Origin of the sequence: Curtobacterium sp. ME26 (assembly GCF_903970945.1) — a bacterium.
GTDB lineage: Bacteria > Actinomycetota > Actinomycetes > Actinomycetales > Microbacteriaceae > Curtobacterium > Curtobacterium citri.
Genome location: NZ_CAJCKG010000051.1, coordinates 1 through 18,375, shown reverse-complemented (window position 1 = coordinate 18,375; position 18,375 = coordinate 1). Strand labels below are relative to the sequence as shown.

18 protein-coding genes are annotated in these 18,375 nt (G+C 72.3%); 9 read left to right on the top strand and 9 right to left on the bottom strand.

Translation table 11 applies throughout. The annotated features are described in order from the left end of the window. Nucleotides 1-59: 59 nt before the first annotated feature. Nucleotides 60-743: a hypothetical protein gene (locus H7A69_RS14795; protein ID WP_069711924.1), complete on the bottom strand. Its 684-nt coding sequence runs from the start codon at nucleotides 741-743 to the stop codon at nucleotides 60-62. Between the two features lie 206 nt (nucleotides 744-949). On the opposite strand from H7A69_RS14795, the gene H7A69_RS14790 reads away from it, so the two are divergent. From H7A69_RS14790 to H7A69_RS14765, 6 genes are all read left to right on the top strand, one after another. Then, on the top strand, nucleotides 950-3,421 hold the full coding sequence (locus tag H7A69_RS14790) for a phosphoketolase (RefSeq protein ID WP_182047688.1): 2,472 nt from the start codon (nucleotides 950-952) through the stop codon (nucleotides 3,419-3,421). 102 nt (nucleotides 3,422-3,523) lie between these two features. Further along, the gene (locus H7A69_RS14785) at nucleotides 3,524-3,871 is read left to right on the top strand and encodes a hypothetical protein (RefSeq protein ID WP_182047687.1); all 348 of its coding nucleotides are present in this window, start codon (nucleotides 3,524-3,526) and stop codon (nucleotides 3,869-3,871) included. Further along, nucleotides 3,868-4,092 (top strand): hypothetical protein, encoded by a 225-nt coding sequence (locus H7A69_RS14780; RefSeq protein WP_182047686.1) that lies wholly within the window; start codon nucleotides 3,868-3,870, stop codon nucleotides 4,090-4,092. The genes H7A69_RS14785 and H7A69_RS14780 overlap by 4 nt, the downstream gene beginning before the upstream one ends. A gap of 18 nt (nucleotides 4,093-4,110) precedes the next feature. After that, nucleotides 4,111-4,857, top strand: coding sequence for a fumarylacetoacetate hydrolase family protein (locus tag H7A69_RS14775; protein ID WP_182047685.1), 747 nt, complete (start codon nucleotides 4,111-4,113; stop codon nucleotides 4,855-4,857). A gap of 177 nt (nucleotides 4,858-5,034) precedes the next feature. After that, nucleotides 5,035-6,003 carry a sugar phosphate isomerase/epimerase family protein gene (locus tag H7A69_RS14770; RefSeq protein ID WP_182047683.1) on the top strand — a complete coding sequence of 323 codons (969 nt, stop codon included), beginning with the start codon at nucleotides 5,035-5,037 and terminating at the stop codon, nucleotides 6,001-6,003. A gap of 10 nt (nucleotides 6,004-6,013) precedes the next feature. Continuing rightward, on the top strand, nucleotides 6,014-6,187 hold the full coding sequence (locus H7A69_RS14765) for a hypothetical protein (RefSeq protein ID WP_182047681.1): 174 nt from the start codon (nucleotides 6,014-6,016) through the stop codon (nucleotides 6,185-6,187). A gap of 324 nt (nucleotides 6,188-6,511) precedes the next feature. On the opposite strand, the gene H7A69_RS14760 is transcribed toward H7A69_RS14765, so the two are convergent. Both H7A69_RS14760 and H7A69_RS14755 read right to left on the bottom strand, forming a co-directional pair. Continuing rightward, entirely contained in the window at nucleotides 6,512-9,034 is a 2,523-nt protein-coding gene (locus H7A69_RS14760; protein ID WP_182047679.1) for an ATP-dependent DNA ligase, read from the bottom strand. After that, the gene (locus tag H7A69_RS14755; RefSeq protein ID WP_182047677.1) at nucleotides 9,031-9,921 is read right to left on the bottom strand and encodes an SDR family oxidoreductase; all 891 of its coding nucleotides are present in this window, start codon (nucleotides 9,919-9,921) and stop codon (nucleotides 9,031-9,033) included. The genes H7A69_RS14760 and H7A69_RS14755 overlap by 4 nt, the downstream gene beginning before the upstream one ends. Nucleotides 9,922-9,983: 62 nt before the next feature. Here H7A69_RS14755 and H7A69_RS14750 point away from each other — a divergent pair, with 62 nt between their 5' ends. Beyond that, nucleotides 9,984-11,024, top strand: coding sequence for a Ku protein (locus tag H7A69_RS14750; RefSeq protein WP_182047675.1), 1,041 nt, complete (start codon nucleotides 9,984-9,986; stop codon nucleotides 11,022-11,024). Here H7A69_RS14750 and H7A69_RS14745 read toward each other — a convergent pair. Next, nucleotides 11,021-11,521, bottom strand: coding sequence for a DUF6328 family protein (locus tag H7A69_RS14745; RefSeq protein WP_182047673.1), 501 nt, complete (start codon nucleotides 11,519-11,521; stop codon nucleotides 11,021-11,023). The genes H7A69_RS14750 and H7A69_RS14745 overlap by 4 nt on opposite strands. A gap of 57 nt (nucleotides 11,522-11,578) precedes the next feature. Between H7A69_RS14745 and H7A69_RS14740 the strand changes: the two genes are divergently transcribed. After that, nucleotides 11,579-12,193 carry an antibiotic biosynthesis monooxygenase gene (locus H7A69_RS14740; RefSeq protein ID WP_182047672.1) on the top strand — a complete coding sequence of 205 codons (615 nt, stop codon included), beginning with the start codon at nucleotides 11,579-11,581 and terminating at the stop codon, nucleotides 12,191-12,193. A 32-nt stretch (nucleotides 12,194-12,225) separates the two neighbouring features. Here the strand turns inward: H7A69_RS14740 and H7A69_RS14735 are convergent, their stop codons facing one another. The 5 genes from H7A69_RS14735 to H7A69_RS14715 are packed head-to-tail and all read right to left on the bottom strand — an operon-like array spanning nucleotide 12,226 to nucleotide 17,079. Further along, complete coding sequence (locus H7A69_RS14735) at nucleotides 12,226-12,834, bottom strand: hypothetical protein (RefSeq protein WP_182047670.1); 609 nt, start codon at nucleotides 12,832-12,834, stop codon at nucleotides 12,226-12,228. A gap of 2 nt (nucleotides 12,835-12,836) precedes the next feature. Beyond that, on the bottom strand, nucleotides 12,837-13,772 hold the full coding sequence (locus H7A69_RS14730) for a Ppx/GppA phosphatase family protein (protein ID WP_182047668.1): 936 nt from the start codon (nucleotides 13,770-13,772) through the stop codon (nucleotides 12,837-12,839). A 30-nt stretch (nucleotides 13,773-13,802) separates the two neighbouring features. Next, nucleotides 13,803-14,660 (bottom strand): ribokinase, encoded by an 858-nt coding sequence (locus tag H7A69_RS14725; protein WP_182047667.1) that lies wholly within the window; start codon nucleotides 14,658-14,660, stop codon nucleotides 13,803-13,805. Beyond that, entirely contained in the window at nucleotides 14,657-16,075 is a 1,419-nt protein-coding gene (locus H7A69_RS14720; RefSeq protein WP_220456270.1) for an MFS transporter, read from the bottom strand. The genes H7A69_RS14725 and H7A69_RS14720 overlap by 4 nt, the downstream gene beginning before the upstream one ends. Next, on the bottom strand, nucleotides 16,072-17,079 hold the full coding sequence (locus H7A69_RS14715) for a nucleoside hydrolase (protein ID WP_182047665.1): 1,008 nt from the start codon (nucleotides 17,077-17,079) through the stop codon (nucleotides 16,072-16,074). Before H7A69_RS14715 ends, H7A69_RS14720 begins: the two co-directional genes overlap by 4 nt. A gap of 202 nt (nucleotides 17,080-17,281) precedes the next feature. Between H7A69_RS14715 and H7A69_RS14710 the strand changes: the two genes are divergently transcribed. After that, on the top strand, nucleotides 17,282-18,244 hold the full coding sequence (locus tag H7A69_RS14710; protein WP_259346250.1) for a LacI family DNA-binding transcriptional regulator: 963 nt from the start codon (nucleotides 17,282-17,284) through the stop codon (nucleotides 18,242-18,244). Nucleotides 18,245-18,375: the final 131 nt, after the last annotated feature.

The window sequence follows — 18,375 nt, the reverse complement described above, 5'->3', positions numbered from 1 at the left end:
CGGGGGCGGCGCCTTCGCGTCGTGGTGCTGCGGTGGTGTCCCGCTGGTGGTGCTGGGTGTTACTTGATCTGGGCGGTGATGGTGGCGGTGCCGACGAGCAGGCCACCCTTGACGGCGTCGGTCTTGAAGGTGTCGTTGAGCAGCTTCGCGGCGTCGTCGGAGACGTGGACGGTGGTGCCGGTGAGGATGGCGTTGTCACCCTCGAGCTGCAGCGGCTTCAGGGTGCCACCGTGCAGCGAGAACAGGTACGCGTTCGACACGGCGACCTTGCCGTTGACCAGGACGTCACCGTAGAGCTTGGACGAGCCCGGGTTCACGACGAAGTTCTCCAGCGTGACCGTGGTGTCACCGGCCTGCAGCGTCAGACCCGAGTCGTCGTGGTTCAGCAGACCCTGCACGTAGGGGCGGTAGTTGCCGTCCGGGCTCCAGTACGTCACCGAACCCGACGTGATCGGGAACGAGACCGCACCGTTCTCGAGCTTGGCGTTGCCGGAGACACCCGGGGTCAGCTTCAGCGCGGTCAGCGCGTCGGTGAAGCCGCTGTCGAGGGCGACGGAGGTGTTGCCGCCGAGGACCTCGGGCACCGACGCGACCGGGGCGGGGATCTTCGACTCGGACGAGGAGGAGATCGTGTGCACGTTCGGCGTCGCCGCGTTCGCGCTGGAGATACCGAACGCCGCACCGGTCAGGACGAGCGCGCCCGTGGTGGCGAGGGTGATCGAGGTCTTCATGGACTTGCGCATGGGATGCGTTCCTTTCGTCGTCGCGCTCGGCGCGGCATGCTGTGTGCGCGCCGAACACACCCCGACCAGGGGTGGAGAACCAGCTACGTGCGGCTGGTGAGCGCTCCGGGTGTTTCCCGGCTTGTGACAGTGGTTCGGCACCCTCGCCCGATCGGTTTGGGATCGTTCCTGGGGAAGTGCTGTCCCCCACTCCGTACCGTGGGGGCATGGCCCCCGCACACATCCCGAGCACGGACCGGATCCGGGCGATCGACGCCTGGTGGCGCGCCGCGAACTACCTCACCGTCGGGCAGATCTACCTCCTCGACAACCCCCTGCTCACGCGCCCGATCGACCCGGACGACGTGAAGCCCCGCCTGCTCGGGCACTGGGGCACCTCCCCCGCGCTCAACCTCGTCTACGCGCACTGCAACGCGCTCATCGCCGAGACGGACCGCGACCTGCTCTACGTGTGCGGCCCCGGACACGGCGGTCCCGCGATGAACGCCAACGCGTGGCTCGAGGGCACCTGGACAGAGCTGTACCCCGACATCACCCCCGACCCCGAGGGCCTGCGGAAGTTCTTCCGGCAGTTCTCGTTCCCCGGCGGCATCCCGTCGCACGCGGCCCCCGAGACGCCCGGCTCCATCAACGAGGGCGGCGAGCTCGGCTACTCGCTCGCCCACGCGTACGGCGCCGCGCTCGACAACCCCGACCTCGTCGTGGCCTGCGTCGTCGGCGACGGCGAGGCCGAGACCGGCCCGCTGTCCGGCTCCTGGCAGGCGCACACGTTCCTCGACCCCGTCTCCGACGGAGCGGTCCTGCCGATCCTCAACCTCAACGGGTGGAAGATCGCCAACCCGACGATCCTCGCGCGCATCCCCGACGAGGACCTCACCGCGTACTTCCGCGGGCTCGGGTACGAGCCGATCGTGGTCGACTCCGCCCGCGTCGACAACGACCCGTTCGCCGTGCACGCGCTCTTCGACGGCGCGCTGCGCCGGGCCCTCGCCACGATCGACGACATCCAGGCCGCCGCGCGGGCACAGGCCGAGCGCGCCGCCGCCGGGCAGCCCGCCGGTGCCGCCGACCTCCGGCCGCGCTGGCCGATGATCGTGCTCCGCACCCCGAAGGGCTGGACCGGTCCGCAGGAGGTCGACGGCGAGCGCGTCGAGGGCACCTTCCGCGCGCACCAGGTCCCCCTGCCCGCCGTGCGCGAGGACGCCGGGCACCGTGAGCAGCTCGAGGAGTGGATGCGGTCCTACCGTCCGGACGAGCTCTTCGACGCCGACGGACAGCCGACCGGCATCCTCACGACGATCCGGCCGCAGGGCGAGCACCGGATGAGTGCCACCCCGCACGCCAACGGTGGTCGCATCCGGACCGCACTCGACCGGCCGTCGCTCGAGCCGTTCGCCGTCCCGGTCGGCGAGGACGCCAGCGCGACCGCCACGCTCGGTCCGTGGCTCGCGGAGCTCACTTCGCGGAACCCCTCGGCCTTCCGCCTGTTCGGCCCCGACGAGACCATCTCGAACAAGCTCGACGCGGTCTTCGACGTGACGTCGCGGGTCTGGCGTGCCCGCCGCGCACCGGGCGACGAGCACCTCGGTGCGCGCGGCCGGGTCATCGAGGTGCTCTCGGAGCACCTGCTCGAGGGGATGCTCGAGGGCTACGTCCTGACCGGCCGGCACGGACTCCTCAACACGTACGAGGCGTTCGCGCACATCATCGACTCGATGGTCGGGCAGTACGCGAAGTGGCTCGAGTCGTCGACCGACATCGACTGGCGTGCCCCGGTGTCGAACCTGTCGATCCTGCTGTCGTCGCACGTGTGGCGGCAGGACCACAACGGGTTCTCGCACCAGGACCCCGGGTTCCTCGACGTCGTCGCCTCGAAGCAGCAGGACCTCGTCCGCATCAAGCTGCCGGCGGACGCGAACACCCTGCTCGCCGTCGCGGCACACGCGTTCGAGACGACCGACCGCATCGAGGTGATCGTCGCCGGGAAGCACCCGGAGCCGGTGTTCCTGTCGCTCGACGACGCCGTCGCGCACGCCGCGGCGGGTCTCGGCGTCTGGGACTGGGCCGGCACCGAGCAGACGGTGGGTCACGCCGACGTGGTGCTCGCGAGCGCCGGGGACGTGCCGACGGTGGAGGCCGTGGCCGCCGCGGACATCATCCGGAAGCACGCGCCCGAGGTCGGTGTCCGCTTCGTCAACGTCGTGGACCTGCTGTCGCTCGGCGACCCGCGGAAGCACGAGCACCCGGTCAGCGACGAGCGCTACGACGAGGTGTTCCTCCCCGGGACGCCGGCCGTCTTCGCCTTCCACGGCTACCCGTCGCTCGTGCACAACCTCACGTACCGCCGGCACGGGCACGACGACCTGCACGTGCACGGCTTCCTCGAGCAGGGCACCACGACGTCGCCGTTCGACATGCTCATGCGGAACGACATGGACCGCTTCGCGCTCGCGCACGACGCACTGACCCGTGTCGACGCCGACGCACACGCGGACCTGCTGTCGAAGCTGACCGAGGCCCGTGAGGCCGCGCGGACCTTCGCCTACACGCGCGGCGAGGACCACCCGTCGCTGTCCGGGTGGGAGTTCCGGGGCTGGCCGCAGGACGAGCCGACGTCGGGTGGGACCGGTGGCGACCCGGGCGAGGGCGAGACCGAGGGCGCGGCTCCCGGCAACTGACATCCGTCCCGTCCCTCCTGCACAGTCGGGAGGCGCGGCACACCCTCCACAGGACCGGTCACGCCCGACGCGTGGCCGGTCCTGTGCCGTGATGCTGGCCCCATGGACGTCGGGTGGGTGAGCGCGCTGGTCGCGCTGGCGGGGGCGGCGGTCGCCGCCGCGAGCGTGGTCGTGACCGTGCTCGAGGGGCGGCGGATGCGGCGAAACACGGAGTTCTCGGTGCACCGGGACCTGTGGTGGCAGCGTTGGTCCTGGGTGGTCGAACGGGCGAACTCCGGAGACCCGCACGATCACGACGCTGCTGCGTTCATGACCCATGCACTCACGACCCGGTCGTGGGTGACCGCCGACGACGAGTGGGTCCTGGCCGAGATCCAGCGTGACGAACGAGAGCGTCGACGGAGCGACGGACCGACGGACGACGAAGGAGCAGGGGGACGAACCAGATGATCACCGACGAGTCAGATCGTCTGTTCAAACGACGCCTGGAGATGGTGGAGCGTGCCTTCGAGCACCTGCTCGCCGACCCGCACTACGGACCGCTCATGCTCGAGGATGGTCGACCCGAGTTCTTGGCGGACCTCCGGCAGGAGTGGCGGGAACGCCAGGACCGTGCCCGGGCGCACCTGGTGCACGACCTGCGCGAGGAGGCATCCCTGGCGGAGAGCTGACCGTGCCAGGCTGGGCGTGTGCAGGACCTCGTCATCGCCGCCCCGGACCTCGTCACGCTGCCGACCTCGACCGGTGGGCGCTTCCCCGTCCGCCGCGTGTACTGCGTCGGCCGCAACTACGCCGCGCACGCCCGCGAGATGGGGCACGACCCGGACCGTGAGCCGCCCTTCTTCTTCACGAAGCCGGCGACCGCCCTGGTCACCGACGACGCGGACACGCCGTACCCGCCCGGCACCGAGCGACTCGAACACGAGGTCGAGCTCGTCGTCGCCCTCGGCCGCGGCGGCTCGGACGTCGCCGTCGCGGACGCCCTCGACCTCGTCTGGGGCTACGCGGTCGGGCTCGACCTGACCCGTCGTGACCTGCAGGCCGAGGCGAAGCGGCTCGGCCGACCGTGGGACCTGGCGAAGGGCTTCGACGCCTCGGCGCCGGTGGGGACGCTCGTGCCCGCGGCGGGGGTCGATCCCACCGCCGGGGCCGTGGAGCTCCGGGTCGCGAACCGCGCGGAGGGGACCGACGCGGGCGGGATCGGCGCGGACGGGACCGGCGCGGACGGGATCGGCGCGCTCCGGCAGTCCGGGGACCTCGCCGACCAGATCTGGTCGGTGGCGGAGACCATCGCGGTGCTGTCCCGCTCCGTCGCGCTCGCACCCGGGGACCTGCTGTTCACGGGTACCCCGGACGGCGTCGGGACGCTGCAGCGCGGGGACGTCCTCACCGGGAGCATCGCGGGCGTCGGGAGCGTGCGGACGCGGATCACCTGACCCGGACCGGACCGGTGCCGGAGCCGCACGACCCGCTGTGAGGCTCCGCAGCCCGGGGGCGTACAACGGTGGTCGACGTCGGCGGACCACCGGCGTCACAACGACGGGACACGAGGGGCACGACCGACGCCGAGCGCGTCGCAGTCACCCCCGGTGTCCGGACCGAGGAGGTGCGCCGTGCACGAACACGACCTGCTCGCGACGTCCTGGACCTGGGCGGGCGACGAACCGATCGCCGACCGGGTCCGAGCCGTCGGGGACGCCGGGTTCGCCGGGCTGTCCCTGTCGCTCGACGACCTCCACGAGGTGCGGGCGACCACCGGGTTCGCGGCACTGCGCCGCGTGCTCGACCGGGCGGGGATCGTCTGGGTCCAGCTCGGTCCCCTCGACCGCTGGTGGTCGCACGACGGCCGGACGACCGACGACGACGCCGACCGCGGGGTCGTGCTCGAGGCCGCGGCGACCCTGAGCGCGTGGCAGGTCGTGGTGCGCGCCGACCCGGGCGTCGTCCCGACCTCGCCGGCGTCGATGACCGCGGACTGGATCGAGCTCGCCACGCAGGCCGGGCAGGTCGGCGCGCAGCTCGTGCTCGAGCCGGAGCCGTGGTCGAACCTCCCGACCATCGAACGGGCGTCGCGGTTCGTCGCGGCGGCCGGGCACCCGAACGGCGGCCTGCTCCTCGACGCCATGCACACGCTGCGGGGCGGCTCGACGCTCTCGTCCGTCGCCCAGGGCGTCTCCCCCGCCGTGCTCGCCGCTGTGGAGCTGAGCGACGGCCTGCTGCACACCCCGTCCGGTCTGACCCTGGCGGAGGAGTCGCGGAGCGCCCGGCACCTGCCCGGAGCCGGTGCGTGGGACCTCCCCGGCCTGGTCCGCGTCGTGCGGGACCTCGGCTTCGACGAGCCGTGGGGCGTCGAGGTCCGGACGGCGGCACACCGGGCGATGCCCCTCGCCGATGCACTCCGCACGGCCGCGGCTGCGACGCGGGCCGTGCTCGACGCGGCCGATGCCTTCGGGCAGCCGGCGGCGCCCGCCATGCCGACGACACCCGCACCGACCTCCGCCGTCGACTTCGAGCCGACCGTCCCGCCGCGGTCGGTCCTGCCCAGACGCCGGCACGACTCCGACACAGGGGCGCCCGCGTAACGTCGCCGGCATGACGGATCACGCAGCAGACGACGACCTCCTCCGGCGTTCGCAGGAGTCCATCGACGAGGCCAAGGCCGCAGCGGCCGAGGTGGACCTCCCCGAGCAGGAGGAACTCGTCGACGAGGACCTGCCCGCCGCCGACGGCGGCGCTCCGGCGGACGGGCCCGCGCCCGCCGCCTGAGCGCAGCACGACGGACCACCTCGGACCGCCCGGGAGCACTCGCTCCCGGGCGGTCCGTCGTGTCGCGGACGGCCCCGGCGGGAAGAAAGTCGGTCGCCGGATGTGACGATCCGGCTCCCCGACCCGTCTCACCAGTGGGTCCCGGAGCTGCAACTGCTCAGGGGACACCCGGGCACACCGTCGTGCCGGGCCCAGGACGCGCCGCGACCGGTCACCCTGAACACACCGGTCACGGCGCCCCGACGGCGGCCCGTGCGCTCCCTGATCCGGCGTGCGGGCCGCCTTCCCGGGCGGACCCCCGGACGACGATCGACGGCGGCCCGCTCAGCCCTCGCGGACGACGTCCTCGGGGTCCTTGTCCGGCCGCCAGCCCCGCCACGACGGCTGCCGCAGTCGGCCGTCCGCCGTCCACTCGGCGAACTCGACCTCACCGACGCGTACCGGACGCACCCAGTGCGCGTCACGGGCGTCGGGACGTGGGACGTCCACGAACGGGGAGGTCGCACGTCCGGCCTTCCCGAGCACCTCGGCGATCTCGTCGAGGTCACGGTCGCGGAACCCGGTGCCGACCCGACCGACGTACTCGAGCCCGTCCGGACCGGGGACGCCGAGCAGCAGCGACCCGATCCCGCCGGCGCGCCGACCGTTGCCGGGACGCCAGCCGCCGACGACGACCTCCTGGGCGGCGTGGTGCTTGATCTTCAGCCACGCCTCGGAGCGGCGTCCCTCGGCGTAGCGGGACGACCGCTTCTTCGCGACCACGCCTTCGAGGCCCTGGTCGCGCGAGTCCGACACCGCACGGTCGAGGTCGCCGTCGACGGCGGGCGGGACGTCGACGGCCCCGCCGGGGTCGACGACCGTCTCCAACGCCCGGCGCCGGGCGTCGTAGCCGAGCCGGGTCAGGTCGTGCCCGTCGGCCTCGAGGACGTCGAACAGCAGCAGCCGCACGGGTGTCCGCGCCCGTGCCGCCTCGACCTCCCGCGGCTTCGTCAGCCCCATCCGGTCCTGCAGCAGCTGGAACGAGGGACGGCCCCGTCCGTCGAGCGCGACGACCTCGCCGTCGTACACCCCGTCGACGCCCGCCCGCTCACCGAGCTCCTGGAGCTCCGGGTACTGCGCGGTGAGGTCGTGGTCGTTCCGGCTCCGCAGGGTCACCCGGCCGTCGCGGACGGTGGCGAGGGCGCGCACGCCGTCCCACTTCATCTCGAACGCCCAGCGCGCCGGGTCGAGCCGGGGCTCGCCCTTCGCGAGCGTCGCCTGCATGGTGCGACGGTCCGCCGGCGCGGTGTCGGAGGTCGCGGCCGCGTCGATCCGCTGCCGGCCGTCGCGTGCACCTGCCGGCGGACGGGAGGCACGCTCCGCCCCCGTCGTGGCGCCGCCGTCCGCCAGGCGGTCGGGCTGCTCCTTGGTGCGGTGGATCAGCCAGTTCTGCTCGTCGCCCTTGCGGTCCTTCCCGCGCCCGCGGGTGTGCAGGAGCGCCAGACGTCGTACGCCGTTCGTCCGGCCGTGCAGCGTGACGATGACCTCCTCGCCCTCGCGCCACTTCTCGAGCTCGTACGTGCCGTCGTCCCACAGGGTCACCGTGCCGCCGCCGTACTCGCCGTGCGGGATGGTGCCCTCGAAGGAGCCGTACTCGAGCGGGTGGTCCTCGGTCTGCACGGCCAGGTGGTTCTTCCCCGGGTCGGTCGGCTCACCCTTCGGCAGCGCCCAGCTCACGAGCACGCCGTCGTGCTCGAGGCGGAAGTCGTAGTGGTCCCGCGTCGCGTGGTGCTCCTGGATGACGAACGTCGGGGTGCCGTCCTCCCGCACCGTCGGTGCGTCCACGGGCACCGGTTCCGGGGTGCGGGACGCGTCGCGCTTCGCGCGGTAGGCCGTGAGCCGGTCGCGGGCAGGCTGCTCCGCGTCGTTCGCACGCTGGGTCCGGTCGCTGTCCCAGTGACCGGAGTCGGGCCTCCCGACCGACAACGAGGCGGACGCGACCGGGTGCAGGAGGTCGCCGTGCGCCTCCAGGCGGTCCAGCACCTCGTCCATGGTGAGCTGCGCGAGCCCGCGCTCGCCGAGCTCGTCCCACGTCCGCGGTGCCGCGACCGTCGGCCGGTCACGGCCGCGCAGCGAGTACGGGGCGATGGTCGTCTTGTTGCCGTTGTTCTGCGACCAGTCGACGAAGACCTTGCCCGTCCGCTCCGCCCGGCTCATCGACGACAGCACCAGGTCGGGGAGGTCCTGCTCGAGCGCCTTCGCCAGCTCGTGGGCCACGTCGGAGACCTGCGCCGTCGACGCCCCGCCGTCGAGCGCCGCGTACAGGTGGATGCCCTTCGACCCGGACGTCACCGGGTACGGGTCGAGCCCCATGCCGTGCAGGATCTCGCGTGCGGCGAGCGCCACCTCCACGCACTCGGACAGCCCGACGCCCTCGCCGGGGTCGAGATCGAGCACCAGCCGGTCGGGTGGCTGCTGACCACCACGGGGCCCGAAGCGCCACTGCGGGACGTGCAGCTCGAGGGCGGCCTGCTGCGCCATCCAGACCAGGGTCGGGAGGTCGTCGACGATCGGGTACTCGGTGTCGTGCTCCTTGTGCGCGATGGTGTGGTGGCGGACCCAGTCGGGCGCGGAGTCCGGCAGGTTCTTCTCGAAGAAGACCTTGCCGTCGACCCCGTTCGCCCAGCGCTTCCGGGTCACCGGACGGTCCTTGACGTGCGGGATCATCCACGGCGCGACGCGCTCGTAGTACGCGATGACCTGCCCCTTGGTCGTACCGGTCTCCGGCCAGAGCACCTTGTCGGTGTTCGTCAGCGAGATCCGCCGGTCACCGACCAGGACCGTCGTCTTCCGGGCCACCGGGCTCACAGCGCGACCCCGGTCGCTCCCGCCACGGTCAGGGTGCTGCCGGACGTGTACGACGACTCCGGGCCGGCCAGGTACACGTAGGCGCTGCCGAGCTCCACGGGCTGCGCGGGACGCCCGAGCGGGGTGTCCTGGCCGTACGCCGCGATCTCGTCGCCGGGGTAGCTGATCGGCTGCAGCGGCGTCCAGACCGGGCCGGGCACGACCGTGTTCGCGCGGATGCCCTTCGCGGCGAGCTGTCGGGCGAGGCCGTTCGTGTACGTGATGATCGCGGACTTCGTCGCCGCGTAGTCGATCATGCGGTCCTGCGGCTGGTACGCCGACACCGAGCTCGTCGTCACGATCGCACTGCCGGGTGCCATGTGCGGGACGGCCGCGCGGACGAGCCAGAACAGCGAGTAGAGGTTCACCTTCATCGTCCGGTCGAAGTCCTCCGTCGACTGCTGCGTGACGTCCTCGTGCACCTGCTGGTGTCCGGCGACGAGCACCAGGGCGTCGAGGCCGCCGAGCTCGCTGACGGCGTCCCGGACCAGCGCCGCGCAGAAGTCCTCGTCGGTCAGGTCGCCGGGCAGCAGCACCGCCTTGCGGCCGAGGTCACCGACGACGTCGCGGACCTGTTCGAGGTCCTCGCGCTCCTCGGGCAGGGCGTTCAGGGCGACGTCGGCGCCCTCCTTCGCCATCGCGACGGCGGCAGCGCGGCCGATGCCCGAGTCCGCCCCGGTCACGAGCACCCGGTAGCCGCGCATCCGGCCCGTGCCGACGTAGCTCGTCTCGCCGTGGTCGGGCACGGGGTCCATCGCGCTCGCCAGGCCGGACCCCTGCTGGGTCTGCGCCGGGAACGGCGGACGGGCGTACTGGTCGCGCGGGTCCTGCTTGTCGAGCTGGCTCATGGGCCCATGGTGCTCGCGCGTCCTGGCGGGCGTTCTCGGGTGCGCGCGGGCATCATGGCCCCATGAGGTCGATCTGGAAGGGCTCCATCGCGTTCGGGCTCGTCAACGTGCCCATCAAGGTGTACGCGGCGACCGAGACCCACGACGTCTCCCTGCACCAGGTCCACGACGAGGACAAGGGCCGCATCAAGTACAAGCGCGTCTGCGAGTTCGGCCACGAGGTCGAGTACGCCGACATCCAGCGCGCCTACGACGACGGTGACAAGACCGTGGTGCTCACCGCCGACGACTTCAAGCAGCTGCCCGAGGAGCAGTCGCACGAGATCGAGGTCCTCGAGTTCGTGCCCGTCGAGCAGGTCGACCCGATGATGTTCGAGAAGTCGTACTACCTCGAGCCGGACTCCCGCTCCCCCAAGGCGTACGTGCTGCTCCGCGAGACCCTCGCGAAGACCGACCGGCTCGCGATCGTGCAGTTCACGCTCCGGCAGAAGACCCGGCTCGGCGTCCTGCGGGTGAACGACGACGTCATCCTGCTCCAGGGCCTGCTGTGGGGCGACGAGGTCCGGGCCGCCGACTTCAAGAGCCTGGACGCCTCGGTGAAGGTCAGCGCGAACGAGCTGAAGATGTCGTCGTCGCTCGTCGAGAGCATGTCGACCGACTTCGACCCGGACCGCTACACCGACGCGTACCAGGAGGAACTGCAGCAGCTCATCGACGCGAAGCTCGAGGCGGGCGACGACGTCGACAGCGCCGACACCTTCGGCGAGCAGGCGGAGGACGAGGACGACGGCGAGGGCGGGGACGTCATCGACCTGATGGCCGCCCTGCGGGCGTCCGTCGACAAGAACCGGTCGTCGCGGTCGGGAGGCACCGGGTCGCGGTCATCGTCCGGCTCACGGTCGTCGTCTGGTTCACGGTCGTCGTCTGGTTCGCGGTCGTCGTCCGGCCGGGCTGCGGAGGACGACGCTGCGTCGGAGGAGCAGTCCACGACCACGAAGAAGGCACCGGCGAAGAGCACGGCGTCGGGGTCGAAGACCACGAAGAAGGCGCCAGCGAAGAAGGCCCCCGCGAAGAAGGCGCCGGCGAAGAAGCAGGCCAGCTAGCCGTCGCGACCCGTCCTCCGCAGCGCGAGCGGGATCGACACCCACAGCGCCGCGGTCCCGAGGAAGACGACGACCCCGCCCACGACTCCACCGACGTCCCCGATCACCACGTCGAACACGAACAGCACGGTGCCGGAGAACAGCAGGGCGCTCGCCGCGAGGGCCGTGATGAGCAGCACGTTCCCGGCCCGGACCAGGTCGTGCTTCTGTCGCTGCCGGAACACCAGTCGGTGTGCGGACACCGCGGACAGCGCGACGACGGTGATGACGACCGCGAGCACGACCAGCACGAGGTAGACGACCTCCTCACCGGGGCTGAGCATCGTGAACCGCTGCTGGAACGGCAGCGTCAGCAGGAACCCGGCGAGGATCTGCGTCCCCGTCTGCACGATCCGGAGTTCCTGCTGGATGTCCGACCAGTTGCGGTCCCACCGCTCGGTCGGGGTCTCGTGCCGACCGCGCTCGGTGTCCCGTGCTGCACCGCTGACGTCGCTCATGCGCCGAACCTACTGCCCCGTCACGCACCGGAAACACGACTCCGCGAGACTGTCCGCATGACTCCACAAGAGCCAGGGAGCCTGCAGTCGTCATCCGTGACCGCAGGCCCGCCCGTCACCGTGTCCATCACCCGTCTCGTCGATCCCGACCGCATCCCCGACGCCACCGCCTGGGTGCAGTCCGGCGTCAACCTGGCGAACCGCTACCCGGGCTTCCTCGGCTCCGGGTGGGTCCGCTCGCACGCCACCAGCCGCGAGTGGCACATGCTCTACCGGTTCGCCGACCACGAGCAGTTGGCGACGTGGGAGAACTCCGACGACCGGCTCCGATGGCTCGACCTGGGCCGCGACCTCGTCGTGGAGTCCCGGGTCGAGAAGCGCACCGGCATCGAGGGGTGGTTCGACGCCCCGCAGGACGCCCCGGCGTCGAGTGCACCGCCGCGGTGGAAGCAGGCCGTGAGCATCTGGCTCGGGTTCTTCCCGGTGAACCTGGCCTTCACGTTCCTGGTCGGCTGGCTCGTCCCGGCGTTCGGCACCCTCGCCGTGCTGCCGCGCGTGCTGGTCACGACGCTCGTGCTGACGCCGATCATGACGTTCTGGGTACTGCCATTCGTGACCGGGCTCATCCGCCCGTGGCTGCTCGCTCCGCCTCGGACCGCCCGGCAGCGCTGATCGGTCGTCGGGACACCGGGCCGGTTGCGTGTTCAGGGTGCATCGAACAGCACGAGGAGCGCCGTCACGAGTCCCATGACGACGACGACGGTGGCGAGGAGCCAGACGAACCCGAGCACGTGCTCGAGCACCACTCGACCGATCGCTCCGCTCCCGTCCCCGAGGAGCGCCTGCAGCCTGCTCCCCCCGCCGGCACCGATCGGGTCGAGCACGACGAGGGGCCGGAGCCGTCGGTCGACCAGGAGCGCTCCGTGCACAGTGCCGACGTTCGTCAGCATCCGGAAGCGGACGAGCCTCGCCCCTGCGGACCGCACGCGACGCCGCCCGTACACCGTGACGGCGACGAGCTCGTCGCCGTCACGGTGCACCGAGCGCGTCGAGGCCGCGATTCCGGAGAACCACGGCCAGCCGACGCCGAGCACGAGCGCGCAGACCAGTGCGACGTCCGGCAGCACCGCCAGGGGGTACCCGTCCGCGTCGAAACCCTGGGAGGACCAGGACGGGCGGGTGACGACGGCGAGGACGATCACCACGACGGCCAGGACCAGGCCCATGCGTGCACTCCAGAGCCCGATGCGGGTCCACGGTCCCTCGGCGTCGCCCGGTGCGTCGACGGGCCCCTCCGCCGCGTGCCGCGGCATCGTCAGCCGAGCACCGACAGCTGGTCGAGCCGCTCGAGGATGACGCCCTCGCGCAGCGCCCACGGGCAGATCTCGAGCGCCGGCAGGTCGAAGATGTCGAGGCACGCCTCTGCGACGAGCGCGCCGGGCACCACCTGGTGCGCCCGGCTCGGCGAGACGCCCGGCAGCGCCGCGAGTTCCGCGACCGACCTCGTCAGGAGCGACGGCAGCAGCCGGCGCAGTTCGGCGCCGTCGAGCGACCGCGGGACGAGCGGCCCGTCCCCCGACGGTGCGGCGCCGCAGATCCGCGCGATCGAGCGGAACGTCTTCGAGGTCGCGACGGCACGGTCGGGCCGCCCCGAGCGGAGCAGCAGCCCGGCGTCCCGCGCGATGGCGACGCGGATCTCGTGCCGGATGCGGCGCACGTCGTCCTCGCTGGGCGTGCCGTCGACGAAGTACGTGCGCGCGAGCCGGGCGGCACCGATCGGCATCGACCACGCGACGTCCGGCGCCTCGTCCGCGCCACCGGCGATCTCGAGCGAGCCGCCACCGATGTCGAAGACCGCGAGTCGTCCCGCCGACCAGCCGAACCAGCGGCGGACGGCCAGGAACGTCAGGCGCGCCTCGTCGCCGCCGGACAGCACGGCGAGCTCGACACCGGTCTCGCGCTCGACGTGGGCGAGCACCGCGTCGGAGTTGACCGCGTCCCGCACGGCGGAGGTCGCGAACGCGAGCATGTCCTCGCACCCGCGGTCCTCCGCGACCCGGACGGACTCGGCGACGAAGGCGGTGAGGGCGTCGATGCCCTCGGGCGTCACCGCGCCGGCCTCGTCGAGGTGCTCGGCGAGCCGCAGCGGCTGCTTGTACGACGACGCGGGCAACGGCGCGGCACCGCCGTGCGCGTCCACCACGAGCAGGTGGCCGGTGTTGGACCCGATGTCGAGGACTCCCACGCGCATGTGCCAACGCTAGCGGCCGGGAGGCGCGGGTCAGGACCGCAGGAAGGACTCCAGCTCCGAGGTGGTCGGGTAGGACGCCTGGGCGCCCGGCTTCGTCGCGGCGTACGCCCCGACGCCCACGGCGAACCGCGCAGCCTCGACGAGGGAGTCCCCCGCGTCGAGCCGGAGCGCCACCGCACCGGTGAACGCGTCGCCGCAGCCCGTGGTGTCGACCGGGTCGACCCGGACGGCCGCGACCTCGACCGGCTCGGCGTCCCCGTCGTGCACGACGCAGCCCGCGCCGCCCCGGGTGACGATCGACCGCGCGACGCCGTGGTCGCCGAGCGCGGCGGCCTCGTGCTCGTTCACGAGCAGCACGTCGGTCAGGTCGAGGAGCTCCTGCGGCACGGCGCCGAACGGGGACAGGTTCGTCAGCACCGTCGCGCCCGCCGCGTGTCCGGCACGGGCGGCCGCGAGCACGACGTCGAGGGAGACCTCGAGGCAGAGGCCGAGCACCCCGGTGCCGTCGAACGCGTCGGCGGGCAGGTCCTCCGGCGTCAGCGTGGCGTTCGCGCCGCCGGAGACCACGATGGTGTTCTCGCCCGCGGCGTCGACCGTGATGACGGCCGTGCCGGTGGCGACGCCCTGCCGGACCGCCACGTGCGTGGTGTCGACGCCGGCCGATGCGACGGACTCGCGCAGCAGCATTCCGTTGCCGTCGTCGCCGACCGCACCGATCATGCGCACGGTGCCCCCGAGCCTCCCGGCCGCGACAGCCTGGTTGGCAGACTTGCCCCCCGGCAGGATGGCGAGGTCGGACCCGTGCAGGGTCTCACCGGGCTGCGGGAAGCGCTCCGTGCGGACCACCAGGTCCGCGTTGAGGCTGCCCACGACGACGATGCCGGTCATGCGGATGCTCCTGTCTCGGCCGAGGCCGGGCGCGGGATGAGGAAGGACGTGGCGAGTGCCGCGCAGGTGACCACGGCACCGAGGAGCATGCCACCGGAGTAGCCCGCGGTGCCCGCGGACCCGCCGGTGCCGAGTGCGATCTGCAGGGCCGGCAGGACCGCGAAGCTGATGCCCGCGCCGAGGTTGAACGCCCCCGCGTTGAGACCGGGCAGGAAGCCGGGGTTCGACGCCGGCGAGAGCACGATGCCGAGCCCGTTCAGGATGATGTTCGCGATGCCGGCGTAGGTGATGCCGATCAGCACGGTCGCGGCGACGAGCACGGGGAGCGAGTGCACGCCGACGATCGCCATCACGAGCGTCGCGACGATGCTGCCGACCAGGCCGAAGCGGAGTACGGCGCGGTAGCCGAGCGTCGGGGCGAGGCGGCCGGCGAACGGACCGACGACCCAGCCGACCAGCGCGTACGGGGTGAGGAACGCGAGCGATGCGAGGTCCGGCTCCATCCCGAAGCCGACCTCCGGGTTCTGCGCGAGGCTCGTGACGAGACCGTTCACGACCGCGAAGACACCGGTCATGGTGAGCAGCGTCGTGACGAGGAGCGCCCACGTGCCGCGACGCCTGAGGAACCGCGTCTCGACGAGCGGCTCCCGGACGCGCGACTCGACGGCCCAGAAGACCGCGAACGCGACGACGGCGACGACGATCCCGCCGACGACGAGCGCCCAGTCCGCGGCGCCGAGCTTGCCGGCCTCGTTGAACGCCGTGAGCAGCGCGCCGACACTGACGACCAGGGGCAGCACGCCCCACCAGTCCATCCGGGTGCCGGCGGACGGCTTCGACTCGACGCCCCACACCGCGACCATGGCGGCGGCGACGACCGTGACGACCGCGATGACCCAGAAGATCCCGCGGAAGCCGAAGTGCGTGGCGATCCACCCACCGGCCAGGGCGTCGACGCCGGCGATGCCGCCGTTCACCGCGGTGAGCAGGCCGAGGGCGGCGCCGTACCGCTTCGGGTCGGCGATCTCGTTGCGCAGGACGAGCAGACCGATCGGCACGACCGGGCCGGTGACGCCCTGGACCATGCGGCCGACGAACAGCATCGGCACGTTGACGGCGAGGGCCGCGACGACGCTGCCGACGAGCATCACGAGGAGCATGCCGACCAGGACCCGCTTGCGGCCGACGATGTCGGACAGGCGGGGCAGGAACAGCGAGAACAGCGCGGCGATCGTGAAGAACAGGGTCTGCGAGAGGCCGATGGTCGCGTCGTCCGTGCGGAGCTCCGTCGCCATCGTCGCGAGCGCGGGGCTGAGCATGCTCGCGTTGAGCTGGAACGCGACGCACGCCGCGAGCAGGGCGGCGGTGAGGGCGGCGGTCGACTTCGTCGTCGAGGTGGTGGTCACGGTGCTCAGGCCTCCTGGACCGCAGTGGCGTCGGCGGACCGCGGCGTCCACCCGGTGTCGGGCGTCTCCCCGATGCGCTCGAGGGCGTCCACCACGAGGTCCCAGAAGCGCTCGTGGTCGAGCTCCAGCGCGGCGCTCGTGCGGCAGTCCGCCGGAGCGGGGGCCCGGAAGTCGGCGACGGTCATGCCCAGGGTGTGGCGGCCCTGGGTCTCGACGGTGATCGGGACCTTCACGGCGCGGACGATCGTCGGGTCGATCACGTGCGCGACGGCGCACGGGTCGTGGACGGGCGGGGCGTCGAAGCCCTGGGCGTCCTCGTAGGCCTTGCCGAAGAAGTCGAGCAGCTCGCCGACGAACGCGGCGGGGCCGGTCCCGACGGCGGCGATGCGCGCGGCGACCTCGGGGGTGGCGAGGGCCTGGTGGGTCAGGTCGAGGCCGACCATCACGACCTCCCAGCCGGCGCTGAAGACGATGTCGGCGGCCTCGGGGTCGATGACGATGTTGAACTCGGCGACCGGGCTCCAGTTGCCGACGTGCACGCCGCCGCCCATGAGCACGACCTGCTTGACGCGCTCGACGATGCGCGGCTCCTTGCGGGCCGCGAGCGCGATGTTCGTCAGACCGCCGGTCGGCACGAGGGTGACCGTGCTCGGCTCGTGCGCCATGACGGTGTCGATGATGAGGTCGACCGCGTGCCGCTCGTCGAGGTCGAACGACGGCTCGGGCAGCATCGGCCCGTCGAGGCCGCTCTCCCCGTGGATGTCGGGGGCGACCTCGATCGGGCGGAGCAGCGGGCGGTCGGCACCGGCGGCGAACGGCACGCCGGTGATCCCGGCGATGCGGGCGACGGCGAGGGCGTTCCGGGTGACCTTCGGCAGCGTCTGGTTGCCGACGACGGTCGTCACCGCGAGGAGGTCGATCGTCGGGTTGCCGTGCGCCAGGAGGATGGCGACCGCATCGTCGTGGCCGGGGTCGCAGTCGAGGATGATCTTCTGCGTCGTTGCGTCAGGCACCTGGGGCTCCGCTTCGTCGGGGATCTGGTGTCCGCCCGGGGGCGGCGTGAGGTCTGTGCTTGACGCGGTGGGGTCCGCGTCGTGGAGGAACCAACTCCGGCACGGCGCGTCAAGCGTTTGACATGGAAGCACGTCAAGCGTTTGACGTCAACTCCGAGCGGTCCTCACGCGCTGTCGCGTCCGCCGTCGGTAGGCTCGACGGGTGCCATCCTCCGCCGTGCCGGCCCGTCGTGTGACCGCGGCGATGGTGGCCGAGCGTGCGGGCACGAGCATCGCCACGGTGTCCCTCGTCGTGAACGGCAAGGACCGCGGTCGGGTGTCCGCGCCGATCGCCTCCCGCGTGCGCGATGCCGTCGACGAGCTCGGGTACGTCGTCGACCACGCCGCGAGCTCGCTGGCCCGCGGGACCGGCGACCTCGTGGTCCTCATCGCGCCCGACCTGTCGAACCCCTTCTTCGCCGAGGTGATCCGCGGCGTCCGCGACACCCTCGGCGACCGGTACCAGCTCGTGCTCTCGGTGACCGAGCGCGGCGCACAGCCGTCGACCGCCGACCTGCGGCGCTTCGAGCGACTGCGGCCCGCGGGCATCCTCGTCGATGCCCCCGCTGCGGGCGAGTCCCTCGACGCGAGCGTCCCGGTCGTGCTGCTCGACGCCCCTGATGCCCCCGAGTCCGCGGTCACGGTCGACTACGACCTCTCCCCCGGCATCGACGAACTCGTCGCGCACCTCCGCGAGCAGGGGCACGAGCACGTCGCGTACCTCGACGGCACCGCACGCGTCGCCACGTTCGGCATCCGGCACCGGATGTTCGACGAGGCCTGTGCCGCCGCGGGCATCACCGTCTCGGAGCTCGGTGCCCGCGCGGACCTGACGGTGGACGCCGCCGCGGCGGCGACCGAGCACGCGATCGAGGCCTGGCACGAGGACGGCGTCACCGCCGTGGTCGCCGCCGCCGACACGCTCGCCTACGGGGTGCTGCGCGTCGCGGGCGCGATGGGACTCCGGGTACCGGAGGACCTGGCGGTCGCCGGCTTCGACGACCTGCCGTCGTCGTCGGTCACGGCGCCGGCCCTGACGAGCGTGGCACTCCCCGGTGCCGAGCTCGGTCGGGCCGCGGCGCTCCGGCTCCTCGCGGCGCTCGACGGCACCGCGGTGGAGATCTGAAAAGCGTCGGCAAGGTAAAGAGGGGTGAGTGCCGGTACGATGGCGTTGCTAGTCAGCCGTGCGAAGGAACGGAAGCAGGAAGCAATCATCTGTACAATGCATACGAGTGCAAACCGCTGATACCGCTACGA

Excerpts from the sequence above, each read along its gene's own strand:
- H7A69_RS14795 (WP_069711924.1), bottom strand. The coding sequence starts at position 743 with ATGCGCAAGTCCATGAAGACCTCGATCACCCTCGCCACCACGGGCGCG.
- H7A69_RS14790 (WP_182047688.1), top strand. The coding sequence starts at position 950 with ATGGCCCCCGCACACATCCCGAGCACGGACCGGATCCGGGCGATCGAC.
- H7A69_RS14785 (WP_182047687.1), top strand. The coding sequence starts at position 3,524 with ATGGACGTCGGGTGGGTGAGCGCGCTGGTCGCGCTGGCGGGGGCGGCG.
- H7A69_RS14780 (WP_182047686.1), top strand. The coding sequence starts at position 3,868 with ATGATCACCGACGAGTCAGATCGTCTGTTCAAACGACGCCTGGAGATG.
- H7A69_RS14765 (WP_182047681.1), top strand. The coding sequence starts at position 6,014 with ATGACGGATCACGCAGCAGACGACGACCTCCTCCGGCGTTCGCAGGAG.
- H7A69_RS14755 (WP_182047677.1), bottom strand. The coding sequence starts at position 9,921 with ATGAGCCAGCTCGACAAGCAGGACCCGCGCGACCAGTACGCCCGTCCG.
- H7A69_RS14750 (WP_182047675.1), top strand. The coding sequence starts at position 9,984 with ATGAGGTCGATCTGGAAGGGCTCCATCGCGTTCGGGCTCGTCAACGTG.
- H7A69_RS14745 (WP_182047673.1), bottom strand. The coding sequence starts at position 11,521 with ATGAGCGACGTCAGCGGTGCAGCACGGGACACCGAGCGCGGTCGGCAC.
- H7A69_RS14740 (WP_182047672.1), top strand. The coding sequence starts at position 11,579 with ATGACTCCACAAGAGCCAGGGAGCCTGCAGTCGTCATCCGTGACCGCA.
- H7A69_RS14735 (WP_182047670.1), bottom strand. The coding sequence starts at position 12,834 with ATGCCGCGGCACGCGGCGGAGGGGCCCGTCGACGCACCGGGCGACGCC.
- H7A69_RS14730 (WP_182047668.1), bottom strand. The coding sequence starts at position 13,772 with ATGCGCGTGGGAGTCCTCGACATCGGGTCCAACACCGGCCACCTGCTC.
- H7A69_RS14725 (WP_182047667.1), bottom strand. The coding sequence starts at position 14,660 with ATGACCGGCATCGTCGTCGTGGGCAGCCTCAACGCGGACCTGGTGGTC.